The organism is Bacillus hominis (genome assembly GCF_030348325.1).
Lineage (GTDB): Bacteria > Bacillota > Bacilli > Bacillales > Bacillaceae_G > Bacillus_A > Bacillus_A hominis.
Genome location: NZ_JAUCFS010000005.1, coordinates 3,448,793 through 3,461,511, shown reverse-complemented (window position 1 = coordinate 3,461,511; position 12,719 = coordinate 3,448,793). Strand labels below are relative to the sequence as shown.

At 37.7% G+C, this 12,719-nt stretch carries 13 protein-coding genes; all 13 read left to right on the top strand.

Annotated elements, in window-relative coordinates:
* The first annotated feature begins 81 nt into the window (after positions 1-81).
* Positions 82-3,651 (top strand): chromosome segregation protein SMC, encoded by a 3,570-nt coding sequence (gene smc / locus QUF93_RS20365; RefSeq protein WP_289360016.1) that lies wholly within the window; start codon positions 82-84, stop codon positions 3,649-3,651.
* Positions 3,652-3,665: 14 nt separating this feature from the next.
* Positions 3,666-4,655, top strand: a complete 990-nt coding sequence (ftsY, locus tag QUF93_RS20360) for a signal recognition particle-docking protein FtsY (protein ID WP_289360015.1) — start codon at positions 3,666-3,668, stop codon at positions 4,653-4,655.
* A 133-nt stretch (positions 4,656-4,788) separates the two neighbouring features.
* Complete coding sequence (locus QUF93_RS20355; protein ID WP_000891061.1) at positions 4,789-5,121, top strand: putative DNA-binding protein; 333 nt, start codon at positions 4,789-4,791, stop codon at positions 5,119-5,121.
* Between the two features lie 12 nt (positions 5,122-5,133).
* Positions 5,134-6,483, top strand: a complete 1,350-nt coding sequence (gene ffh / locus QUF93_RS20350; protein WP_002111383.1) for a signal recognition particle protein — start codon at positions 5,134-5,136, stop codon at positions 6,481-6,483.
* Between the two features lie 100 nt (positions 6,484-6,583).
* Positions 6,584-6,856, top strand: a complete 273-nt coding sequence (gene rpsP / locus QUF93_RS20345; RefSeq protein ID WP_016106002.1) for a 30S ribosomal protein S16 — start codon at positions 6,584-6,586, stop codon at positions 6,854-6,856.
* Between the two features lie 14 nt (positions 6,857-6,870).
* Positions 6,871-7,098: a KH domain-containing protein gene (locus QUF93_RS20340; protein ID WP_002088196.1), complete on the top strand. Its 228-nt coding sequence runs from the start codon at positions 6,871-6,873 to the stop codon at positions 7,096-7,098.
* 121 nt (positions 7,099-7,219) lie between these two features.
* Positions 7,220-7,735: a ribosome maturation factor RimM gene (gene rimM / locus QUF93_RS20335; protein WP_033711967.1), complete on the top strand. Its 516-nt coding sequence runs from the start codon at positions 7,220-7,222 to the stop codon at positions 7,733-7,735.
* On the top strand, positions 7,735-8,469 hold the full coding sequence (gene trmD, locus QUF93_RS20330; protein ID WP_002014522.1) for a tRNA (guanosine(37)-N1)-methyltransferase TrmD: 735 nt from the start codon (positions 7,735-7,737) through the stop codon (positions 8,467-8,469). Before rimM ends, trmD begins: the two co-directional genes overlap by 1 nt.
* A 146-nt stretch (positions 8,470-8,615) precedes the next feature.
* Positions 8,616-8,960 (top strand): 50S ribosomal protein L19, encoded by a 345-nt coding sequence (gene rplS / locus QUF93_RS20325; RefSeq protein WP_002014524.1) that lies wholly within the window; start codon positions 8,616-8,618, stop codon positions 8,958-8,960.
* A 100-nt stretch (positions 8,961-9,060) separates the two neighbouring features.
* Entirely contained in the window at positions 9,061-9,612 is a 552-nt protein-coding gene (gene lepB / locus QUF93_RS20320) for a signal peptidase I (protein ID WP_025148333.1), read from the top strand.
* A 20-nt stretch (positions 9,613-9,632) separates the two neighbouring features.
* Positions 9,633-10,523: a ribosome biogenesis GTPase YlqF gene (gene ylqF / locus QUF93_RS20315; RefSeq protein WP_002121793.1), complete on the top strand. Its 891-nt coding sequence runs from the start codon at positions 9,633-9,635 to the stop codon at positions 10,521-10,523.
* A gap of 55 nt (positions 10,524-10,578) precedes the next feature.
* Positions 10,579-11,352 carry a ribonuclease HII gene (gene rnhB, locus QUF93_RS20310; protein WP_289360013.1) on the top strand — a complete coding sequence of 258 codons (774 nt, stop codon included), beginning with the start codon at positions 10,579-10,581 and terminating at the stop codon, positions 11,350-11,352.
* A 193-nt stretch (positions 11,353-11,545) separates the two neighbouring features.
* Complete coding sequence (gene sucC / locus QUF93_RS20305) at positions 11,546-12,706, top strand: ADP-forming succinate--CoA ligase subunit beta (protein ID WP_002121788.1); 1,161 nt, start codon at positions 11,546-11,548, stop codon at positions 12,704-12,706.
* The last annotated feature ends 13 nt before the right edge of the window (positions 12,707-12,719 follow it).

Below are 12,719 nucleotides of genomic sequence, written 5' to 3'. Positions count from 1 at the left end.
AAGAGGAAAGTAAATCCGTATTATAGCTTGTTTTCGTGCAGACAACGTTCATAACAACGGAGAATAGGAGGAAGGCCTTTCGTGTTTTTAAAAAGATTAGAAATAGCAGGATTTAAATCTTTTGCTGAGCGTGTATCTGTCGATTTTGTTCCAGGTGTAACTTCTGTAGTAGGACCTAACGGGAGCGGGAAAAGTAATATTACTGATGCAATTCGCTGGGTACTTGGTGAACAATCTGCAAAGTCATTACGCGGTGCAAAGATGGAGGATATTATTTTTGCCGGCAGTGATACGAGAAGAGCGGTTAATGTTGCTGAAGTTACATTAACTTTAAATAATGAAGACCAACGCTTACCGATTGAGTATAACGAGGTGTGTGTAACGCGTCGTGTATCTCGTTCGGGTGATAGTGATTTTTATATTAATAAACAATCTTGTAGATTGAAAGATATTATTGATTTATTTATGGACTCTGGTATGGGAAGAGAAGCTTTTTCAATTATTAGCCAGGGGAAAGTCGAAGAGATTTTGAGTAGTAAATCAGAAGAACGTCGTGGTGTATTTGAAGAAGCTGCGGGTGTACTGAAATACAAACTTCGTAAAAAGAAAGCTGAAGGGAAATTGGCGGAAACACAAGAAAACTTAAATCGTGTACAAGATATTATTCACGAATTAAGTAGTCAAGTAGAACCACTAGAAAGACAAGCTTCTATTGCGAAAGATTATCTTGAGAAAAAAGAAGAATTAGAGAAAGTAGAAGCTGCGCTTATTGTACATGAAATTGAAGAATTACATGAAAAATGGGAAGCGCTTCGAAATCAATTTGGGCATAATAAAGATGAAGAAGCTAAAATGTCGGTGAACTTACAAAAAAGTGAAGAAGAGCTTGAGGAATTACGCGGGCAATTACAAGCCGTTGATGAATCTGTAAATTCCTTACAAGAAGTTCTCCTGCTGTCTAGTAAAGAACTAGAAAAACTAGAAGGGCAGCGCGAGCTGTTAAAGGAAAGAAAGAAAAATGCAACGACACATTGTGCGCAGCTTGAAAAGCTAATTGTTGAGTTAACAGAGAAAGCTACAAGTTATGATGGCGAAATTGAAACAAGTACAGAAGCATTAATGCAATTTGTGAATCAAGTAAAAGAATTAGAGAAGAAATTGCATGATAATGAACAATTACTTGCGACTTTTGCTGAGAATTTAGAGGAACAAATTGAGAATTTAAAAGGTGACTATATTGAACTTTTAAATCAACAAGCAAGTCTCCGTAATGAATTATCTATGATTGAAGAACAATCAAAACAGCAAAACTCTAAAAACGAACGACTTGATGAAGAAAATGAAAAGTATGTACAGCTGCGTGTGGAAATTACAGCGAAAAAGGCGAAACTTGTAGAAAGTTATGAGCAAGCGAGAGAGAAAATAGCTGGCATTATTTCTAACATACAGAAGACAGAAACGGCGCTTGGGAAATGTAAGTCGCAGTATAGTGAAAATGAAACGAAACTGTATCAAGCGTATCAATTTGTGCAACAGGCGCGCTCTCGGAAAGAAATGTTAGAAGAGATGCAAGAGGACTATTCTGGCTTCTATCAAGGAGTACGTGAAGTATTAAAGGCTAGAGAAAATAGGCTACAAGGTATTGAGGGAGCCGTTGCGGAACTTCTGACTGTGCCGAAAGAATATGAAATCGCAATGGAAATCGCCCTTGGGGCAGCGATGCAACATATCGTAGTACAAACGGAAGAACATGCTCGTAATGCAATTGCATTTTTAAAGCAAAATAAACATGGCCGTGCAACGTTTTTACCTCAAGCTGTTATTAAAAGCCGATCGCTATCATTTGATCAATTGCGCATTGTGAATCAGCATCCATCCTTTGTCGGTGTAGCGGCAGAACTTGTGCAGTACAATAATAAATATGAGAATGTAGTTTCTAGTTTATTAGGTACTGTTGTTGTTGCGAAAGATTTACGCGGAGCAAATGAGTTAGCGAAACAACTGCAATACCGCTATCGTATTGTAACACTCGAAGGTGACGTAGTGAATCCGGGTGGTTCTATGACGGGGGGAGCTGTAAAACAGGCGAAATCCTCTTTATTGGGACGTCAACGTGAACTGGAAGAGTGGACTAAAAAACTAACTGACATGGAAGAAAAAACAACGAAGCTAGAAAACTTTGTTAAAGCAGTAAAGCAAGAGATTCAAGAAAAAGAAGTACAAATACGAGAGCTACGCCAAGGTGTAGAGACCGAACGTGTAGATGAACAGAAGCTAAGAGAAGAAATTAATCGTTTAGAATTAGATGAACATCGTATTAATGATCGTTTATCGATTTACGATTTAGAGATTGAAGGATTTTTACAAGATCAAGTAAAAATGCAAGGGCGTAAAGAAGAGTTAGAAAAGATTTTAGCGACTCTTCAAGCGGAGATTGGGGAATTAGATAGCAAAATCGTCGTTTTAACGAAACAAAAAAGTGAACAACATTCTTCAAAAGAAAAAGTTCAGAAGGAAATGACGGAGCTAAAAGTACAAGCTGCTGAACAACAACAACGTTTGTCTAATCAAAAAGAAAAAGTCGAACGATTGACGAAGGAAAAAGAAGAGACTGATGCGACGCTTGTAAAAACGAAAGAAGATTTAGCGTTTTTAAAGCAAGAGATGACATCTAATTCAAGTGGCGAAGAACAAATTACGAATATGATTGAGAAGAAAGCGTATGATCGTAATCAAACTTCGGAGTTAATTCGTTCTCGTCGTGAACAACGCGTATCATTACAAGAAAGAGTCGAGCATTTAGAGCGCGGTGCGAAAGAAACAATGGGTAAACATAAATATATTCTTGAGATGCTGAAAGATCAAGAAGTGAAAATTAACCGACTTGATGTAGAGTTGGAAAATAGATTGCAACATTTACGTGAAACATATACTATTTCATTTGAAGCAGCAAAACTTAAGTATACAATGATGATGCCTGCAGAAGATGCACGTAAAAAGGTAAAACTAATTAAACTATCCATCGAAGAGTTAGGCGCAGTAAATTTAGGGGCAATTGATGAATATGAACGTGTAGCAGAGCGCCATACATTCTTATTAGAGCAAAAAGATGACCTAGAAGAAGCGAAAACGACATTGCATCAACTTATTACGGAAATGGATGAAGAGATGAAAAAACGCTTTTCTACTACGTTCGAAGGAATTCGAACAGAGTTTCAATCTGTATTCTCTGAATTATTCGGGGGCGGTAGAGCGGATTTAGTAATGACAAATCCAGAAGATTTACTAAATACTGGTATTGACATTGTAGCGCAACCACCAGGGAAGAAACTACAAAACTTAGGTTTACTTTCAGGGGGAGAGCGTGCTTTAACTGCAATTGCGCTCTTATTTGGTATTTTAAAAGTACGCCCGGTTCCATTCTGTGTGCTAGATGAAGTAGAAGCAGCTCTTGATGAGGCAAACGTTGCTCGTTTTGCGCAGTATTTAAAGAAATTTAGTGATGAAACGCAGTTTATTGTAATTACACATCGAAAAGGTACAATGGAAGAGTCTGATGTATTGTACGGTGTAACAATGCAAGAATCAGGGGTGTCGAAGCTTGTTTCTGTTCGTTTAGATGATGGCGAAGAACTTGTTGCAAGTAGATAGGAAGGATGGGAAGTATGAGCTTTTTTAAAAAATTAAAAGAAAAAATTTCAAAGCAAACGGATACGGTAACAGAGAAGTTTAAACAAGGATTAGAAAAAACGAGAAATTCATTTGCTGATAAAGTAAATGACTTAGTGTACCGTTACCGTAAAATAGACGAAGATTTCTTTGAGGAATTAGAAGAAATTTTAATTAGTGCGGATGTCGGAGTTTCGACAGTGATGGAATTAATTGATCAGTTGAAAGAAGAAGTACAACGTCGTAACATTCAAGATCCGAAAGAAGTACAGGCTGTTATTTCTGAAAAGCTAGTGGGAATTTACAAAGGTGACAGCGACTTTAGTAATGAAGTTAATGTACAAGAGGATCAATTAACAGTAATTTTATTTGTTGGTGTTAATGGTGTAGGGAAAACGACGACGATTGGTAAGCTTGCACATAAATTTAAATCAGAAGGTAAGTCTGTCCTATTGGCGGCAGGAGATACATTCCGTGCTGGGGCGATTGAACAATTAGAAGTATGGGGCGATCGTGTTGGTGTAGAAGTAATTAAACAAGGATCAGGATCTGACCCAGCGGCGGTTATGTATGATGCTGTACAAGCGGCAAAGGCCCGTAAAGTGGATGTATTGCTATGTGATACAGCAGGACGCTTACAAAATAAAGTAAACTTAATGAAAGAGTTAGAGAAAGTGAAGCGCGTAATTGAGCGTGAAGTACTAGGGGCTCCTCATGAAGTATTACTTGTTATTGATGCAACAACAGGACAAAATGGTTTAAGCCAAGCGAAAACATTCCGTGAAGCAACGAATGTTACTGGTATTGTTTTAACGAAGTTAGATGGAACTGCTAAAGGTGGTATCGTCTTAGCGATTCGTAACGAAATGGATGTTCCGGTGAAATTTGTTGGGCTAGGAGAGCAAATGGATGATCTGCAGCAGTTTGATCCAGAACAATATGTTTATGGTTTGTTTGCGAACTTAGTAGAAACAGAAGAAGTGTAAGTGAAAGGAGCGGTATCCCCGCTTCTTTTTGTATAAAAAATATGTGATGTTAAGAAAAAAACTTGACACTCTTTTATACTCCATGTAAACTAATTGATGTAAAGGGAAATCACTTAACAAAGGATGATCCAACATGCTCGAGAAAACAACGAGAATGAACTATTTATTTGATTTTTATCAATCGTTGTTAACGCAAAAACAAAGAAGTTACATGTCGCTTTATTATCTAGATGATTTATCTCTTGGTGAAATTGCGGAAGAATTTGATGTAAGTCGCCAAGCCGTGTATGATAACATTAAACGGACTGAAGCGATGCTTGAAGAATATGAAGATAAATTAGTATTACTTCAAAAGTTTCAAGAGCGACAGCGACTTGTTGCAAAGCTAAAACAGCTAATCAGCGAAGAAGAGCATGTGAATGAAGAAATGAAACAAGTTGTTGAAGCTATCGAAAAATTAGATTAGGAGGGCGGCAATATGGCATTTGAAGGATTAGCCGACCGACTTCAACAGACAATGCAAAAAATCCGCGGCAAAGGAAAAGTTTCTGAAGCCGATGTGAAAGAAATGATGAGAGAAGTTCGTCTAGCTCTTTTAGAAGCGGATGTTAACTTTAAAGTAGTAAAAGATTTTATAAAGCGTGTGTCTGAGCGTGCTGTCGGACAAGATGTAATGAAAAGTTTGACACCTGGACAACAAGTAATTAAAATCGTACAGGAAGAACTTACAGAACTTATGGGCGGAGAGCAAAGCAAAATTGCTGTTGCTAATAAGCCACCTACTGTTATAATGATGGTTGGTCTGCAAGGTGCGGGTAAAACAACGACGACAGGTAAGCTTGCGAATTTGCTTCGTAAAAAGCATAATCGTAAACCGATGCTTGTTGCAGCGGATATTTACCGTCCAGCAGCGATTAAACAGCTTGAAACATTAGGGAAGCAATTGGACATGCCTGTTTTCTCCTTAGGAGATCAAGTAAGTCCGGTTGAAATTGCGAAACAAGCGATTGCGAAAGCAAAAGAAGATCATCACGATTATGTTTTAATCGATACAGCAGGTCGCCTGCATATTGATGAAGAACTAATGGATGAATTAGCGAAAGTCAAAGAAGTTGCGAAACCGGATGAAATTTTCCTTGTTGTCGATGCGATGACAGGACAAGACGCGGTAAATGTAGCACAAAGTTTCCATGAACAGTTAGGATTAACAGGTGTTGTATTAACGAAATTAGATGGTGATACGCGCGGTGGTGCAGCATTATCTATTAAGGCTGTAACAAATACACCAATTAAATTTGCTGGTATGGGTGAAAAACTAGATGCAATTGAAGCGTTCCATCCAGAACGTATGGCATCCCGTATTTTAGGGATGGGCGACGTCTTAACATTAATTGAAAAAGCACAAGCTACAGTTGATGAAGAGAAAGCAAAAGAACTTGAGCAAAAAATGCGTACGCTTTCGTTTACGCTTGACGATTTCCTAGAACAACTTGGACAAGTGCGTCAACTTGGACCGCTTGACGAATTGTTAGGAATGCTTCCTGGTGCAAATAAAATTAAAGGGCTGAAAAATGCACAAGTTGATGAAAAACAAATTGGGCATATTGAGGCAATTATTCGTTCTATGACTAAAGTAGAACGAGAACAACCGGAAATAATCAATGCTAGTCGTAAAAAGCGCATTGCCAAAGGTAGCGGTACAACAGTACAAGAAATCAATCGTCTAATCAAGCAATTTGATGATATGAAAAAAATGATGAAGACGATGACGGGAATGCAAAAAGGTAAGAAAAAAGGACTAGGTGGATTGAAGTTTCCATTCATGTAAGGAAAAAAGATGGCTCTGTTAAGAAAAAATACTTTACAAAGCAATAGTCTTTTTGCTAATATAATTATCTGTGTGAAATAAATTCGGAGGTGCTTTATAAATGGCAGTTAAAATTCGTTTAAAACGTATGGGAGCTAAAAAAACTCCTTTCTATCGTGTAGTTGTTGCAGATTCTCGTTCTCCTCGTGACGGACGTTTCATTGAGGAAATCGGTACTTATAATCCGGTTTCTCAACCAGCGGAAGTTAAGATCAACGAAGAAGCAGCATTAAAATGGTTAGGAAATGGTGCTAAACCATCTGATACAGTTCGTAACCTTTTCTCTAACCAAGGTATCATGGAGAAATTCCACTTATCTAAACAAGGTAAGTAATTGAGGCAATGACAATGAAAATGTTAGTCGAGACAATTGTTAAACCTCTTGTGGATCATCCTGGAGATGTAAAAGTTACACAGGAACTTTGCAACGGAGAAATAAAGTATCGATTAACTGTACATCCTGAGGATGTTGGAAAAGTCATTGGAAAGCAAGGGAAAGTTGCGAAAGCGATTCGAATGCTCTTGTATTCAGTGGGACATCATAATGATGAGAACGTCACACTGGAAATTCAATAAACGTAAAAAGGGCGAGGAGTTATTTCCTCTCCCTTTTTTAACATTTAAAGAGAAATTGCATGTTCCATATATAAAATGGAAATGCTTAATTTATATAGAAACCAGGGGTGACATACTATTTATGACAAAATGGTTTAACGTAGGGAAAATTGTAAATACTCATGGCGTAAAAGGAGAAATTCGTGTTATTTCTCGTACTGATTTTCCAGAAGAGCGATATAAAGTAGGGAACACGTTATACATATGGGATGAGAAAGGTACAGACTATCTTACAGTGAAGGTAACTTCTCATCGTCAACATAAGACATTTGATTTATTAACACTTGAAGGATACAACAATGTAGATGAAGTAGAGAAATTTAAAGGTTCTTTAATAAAAGTACCAGAAGAGCAGTTAGGTGAACTAGCTGAAGGTGAATACTACTACCATGAAATTATTGGTTGCAACGTTGTAACGGAAGAAGGAGAAGCGTTAGGGACAATCAAAGAGATTCTATCTCCTGGTGCGAATGACGTTTGGGTGATTAAACGTCCAAAGGGTCAAGATCTGTTAATTCCTTATATTGATGACGTTGTACTTCAAGTTAACATTGAAAATAAATTAGTAACCATTCATGTAATGGAAGGGCTACTATAATGAAAATTGATATTTTAACATTGTTTCCAGATATGTTTACGGGTGTATTTGGGTCTTCAATTTTAAAGAAAGCACAAGAAAAAGAAGCGGTAGAGCTTCGTGTTGTCAATTTCCGTGAGTATACAACTAGTAAGCATAATAGTGTAGATGATTATCCGTATGGTGGGGGCGCTGGTATGGTATTAACCCCGCAGCCTATCTTTGATGCAGTAGAAGAGTTAACGAAGGAAACAGACCGTAAGCCGAGAATCGTCTTAATGTGTCCACAAGGAGAGCGTTTCACGCAGAAGAAGGCAGAAGAGCTTGCTGGAGAAGAGCATGTTATTTTTGTATGTGGCCATTATGAAGGATACGATGAACGAATTCGTGAGCATCTTGTAACAGATGAGATTTCTATTGGGGATTACGTATTAACGGGTGGAGAATTGGCTTCTATGGTAGTGACTGACAGTGTTGTACGTCTTTTGCCAGGAGTGCTTGGGAATCAAACGTCACAAGTGGAAGACTCTTTTAGCACAGGTTTGTTAGAGCACCCGCATTATACACGTCCTGCTGATTTTCGTGGTATGAAGGTACCAGATGTACTAATGTCAGGAAATCATAAAAACATTGATGAGTGGCGCCATAAAGAGTCCTTGCGTCGTACGTACACACGTAGACCGGATTTACTGGAAGAACGAGAATTATCTAAGCAAGAAGAGAAATGGCTGGAACAGATTAAAGAAGACCGATAAGGGCTTGATATATTTTCTATTGCAACAGTCCTAGCAATATGCTATTATAACATTTGTGCTACTGAAATCAGTAGCCGTATTAACGATGTTCCGCTGTAATTTAATAAGACTTTATAAGAGCATCTGTTTAAAGGAGAGAATTTAATATGCAACAATTAATCACAGAAATCACAAAAGGCCAATTAAAAACTGACCTTCCTTCATTCCGTCCTGGAGACACTTTACGTGTGCACGTAAAAGTAGTTGAGGGAACTCGTGAAAGAATTCAGCTTTTCGAAGGTGTTGTAATTAAACGTCGTGGTGGCGGAATTAGTGAAACATTCACAGTTCGTAAGATTTCTTACGGTGTAGGTGTTGAGCGTACATTCCCAGTTCACACGCCAAGAATCGCGAACATCGAAGTACTTCGCCGTGGTAAAGTACGTCGTGCTAAGTTATACTACTTACGTAACCTTCGCGGTAAAAAAGCACGTATTAAAGAAATTCGATAAGACATGTATGGGAGCTTGTAAATACACAAGCTCCCTTTTTCCAATCTATATGAAATTTTGGTATAATACGAGCAGCTTACATAACTGTGGAGGGGAAAGCATGAAGAAAGAGAAGAGCTCACTTTGGGAATGGATCAAAGCAATTTTGATTGCTATTGTATTAGCGGGCGTAATTAGACAGTTTTTCTTTGCCCCAATTCTCGTAGATGGTGTATCGATGTCGCCGACTTTACATGACCGTGATCGAATGATTGTTAATAAAATTGGTTATCACATAGGTGATCCGAAACGCTTTGATATTATTGTATTCCGAGCGACGGAAGAAAAAGATTATATTAAGCGTATTATTGGCCTGCCAGGCGACGAAATCGAATACCGTAATGATAAACTATATGTTAACGGGAAACCTTATGAGGAGCCGTATTTAGATAAGCAGAAAAAGCAACTTGCTGACGGACCGCTTACATATGATTTTACTCTTGAAGAAATGACAGGAAAGAAAACTGTTCCAGAAGGTCAATTATTTGTTTTAGGCGATAATCGTCGTTTTAGTAAAGATAGCCGTTCGATTGGCACAATTTCAATGGACCAAGTGATTGGTAAAGCAAATATGCTATATTGGCCGTTAAAAGATGCACGTATTGTGAAATAAAAGAAAAAGAAGGTGGCAACATGGTAATTCAATGGTTCCCAGGGCATATGGCAAAGGCTAGACGCCAAGTAACAGAAAAATTAAAGTTAATTGATGTTGTAATTGAGCTTGTAGATGCTCGATTACCTTTATCTTCTCGTAATCCAATGATTGATGAAATTATTACGCATAAACCAAGGCTTGTTGTTTTAAATAAAGCGGATATGGCGGATGATCGTCTTACAAAGCAGTGGATTGCATATTTTGATGAAAGAGGTCAAAAGGCAATTTCAATTAATGCGCAAGCTGGACAAGGTATGAAAGAAATTGCAGCAGCTTGTAAAGTTCTTGTCAAAGAAAAATTCGATAAAATGGTTGCTAAAGGCATTAGACCAAGAGCAATTCGTGCTTTAATTGTAGGTATTCCAAACGTTGGTAAATCTACACTGATTAATAAATTAGCGAAGAAGAATATAGCAAAAACAGGAGATCGTCCTGGTGTGACAACGGCCCAGCAGTGGATTAAAGTTGGGAAAGAAATGGAATTATTAGATACACCAGGTATTTTGTGGCCTAAATTTGAAGATCAATTAGTTGGTCTTCGTTTAGCGACGACGGGTGCAATTAAAGATTCTATATTAAATCTACAGGATGTAGCTATTTATGCGTTACGTTTTATGGAAGAACATTATCCAGAACGTTTAAAAGAGCGATATAATTTAAATGACATTCCAGAAGAGATTGTGGAGTTATTTGATGCAATTGGAAAAAACAGAGGTTGCTTAATGGGCGGCGGAATGATTGATTATGATAAAACATCTGAGCTTATACTTCGTGAGCTTCGTGGTGGAAGATTTGGGAAAATGACGTTTGAAACACCAGAAGAGTTTGCAGAGCAGGTAGAAGATGTGGAAAAAGTAGAAGAAGTATAAGACGTGCGTTTGTACGTCTTTTCTTTTTGGTTACGTTTAAAAGGAGTGTAGATGGATGCAAAAAATGACTATTCAAGAAGCGGAATGTTTTCTACAAGAAATTATGAGTGAAGAAGACGAGCGTTTTCAAATGTTAGTGAAAGATGAGCGAAAAGGTGTTCAAAAACTAATTTTGAAGTGGTATAAACAAAAAGAGTTAGCGCAAAAAGAAAGAGAAAAATTTCTAGAAATGTCAAAGTACGAAAATGAGTTACGTGAAAAAGGCCTCACATACATTGCTGGCATTGATGAAGTGGGCCGTGGGCCGTTAGCAGGACCGGTTGTGACGGCGGCTGTCGTCCTTCCGGAAGATTTTTATATTCCAGGATTAAATGACTCGAAAAAATTAAGTGAAGCGAAACGTGAGCGTTTTTATGATGAAATTAAAGAGCATGCAATTGCGATTGGAGTTGGAATTATATCACCACAAGTTATTGATGAAATAAATATTTATCAAGCGACGAAGCAAGCGATGTTAGATGCCGTTGCTAATTTATCATGTACACCACAATATTTATTAATCGATGCGATGAAGCTTCCTACATCAATTCCGCAAACATCAATCATTAAAGGTGATGCGAAAAGTGTCTCTATTTCAGCTGCATCTATTATTGCGAAAGTCACGAGAGATCGCATGATGAAAGAGTTAGGAGGAAAGTATCCTGCATATGGATTTGAACAACATATGGGATATGGGACGAAACAGCATTTAGAAGCGATTGAAGTACATGGAGTATTAGAGGAACATCGAAAATCATTCGCGCCAATTAAAGATATGATTAAAAAATAAGCTGTATATTCACAGCTTATTTTTTATTTTGGTATATAAACATTATTATTTTCGAAAAAGAATAAAGCGATTTCAGTTTTCTGACACTTTATTGTAGACAGCGTGCCAATCATCTTATACAATGGCAATGTAATGTTTTTTAAACATTAAAAAACTTTTTGAGTAAAACAGGAAAACAGGGGAGGATGGGACCATGAATATCCATGAGTACCAAGGTAAGGCAGTCCTTAGAAGCTATGGGGTTAGCGTTCCGAACGGGAAGGTTGCATTTACAGTAGAAGAAGCTGTAGAAGCAGCGAAAGAATTAGGAACGGACGTATGTGTAGTTAAAGCGCAAATTCACGCTGGTGGACGCGGCAAAGCTGGCGGTGTAAAAGTTGCGAAAAATTTAGAAGAAGTTCGTACATATGCAGAAAGCATTTTAGGAACTACACTTGTGACGCATCAAACAGGTCCTGAAGGTAAGGAAGTAAAACGCTTACTTATCGAAGAAGGTTGCGATATTAAAAAAGAATATTATGTAGGTCTTGTATTAGATCGTGCAACTTCTCAAGTTGTCTTAATGGCATCTGAAGAAGGTGGAACAGAAATTGAAGAAGTGGCAGAAAAAACGCCTGAAAAAATCTTTAAAGAATATATTGATCCAGCAGTAGGTTTACAAGGTTTCCAAGCACGTCGAATCGCATTTAACATCAATATTCCAAAAGAACTTGTAGGACAAGCTGTGAAGTTTATGATGGGCTTATACAGTGCGTTTATCGAAAAAGATTGCTCTATCGCTGAGATTAATCCACTTGTTACAACAGGTGACGGTAAAGTTATGGCGTTAGATGCAAAATTAAACTTTGATTCTAATGCGTTATATCGCAATAAAGATATTTTAGAACTTCGTGATCTTGAAGAAGAAGATTCAAAAGAAATTGAAGCTTCTAAATATGACTTAAACTACATTCCTTTAGATGGAAATATCGGTTGTATGGTTAATGGTGCAGGTTTAGCAATGGCTACAATGGATATCATTAAACATTACCATGGTGACCCAGCTAACTTCTTAGATGTTGGTGGCGGCGCAACAGCTGAAAAAGTTACAGAAGCATTCAAAATTATCCTTTCTGATAAAAATGTAAAAGGTATCTTCGTTAACATTTTTGGTGGCATTATGAAGTGTGATGTTATCGCAGAAGGTGTTATTGAAGCAACGAAGCAAGTAGGTCTTGAGTTACCTTTAGTTGTACGTCTTGAAGGTACAAATGTAGAGTTAGGAAAGAAAATTTTAAATGAGTCTGGTTTAAATATTGTTGCAGCAGAATCTATGGCAGACGGTGCACAAAAAATTGTTTCACTAGTGGGCTAATAGAAAGCGGGGG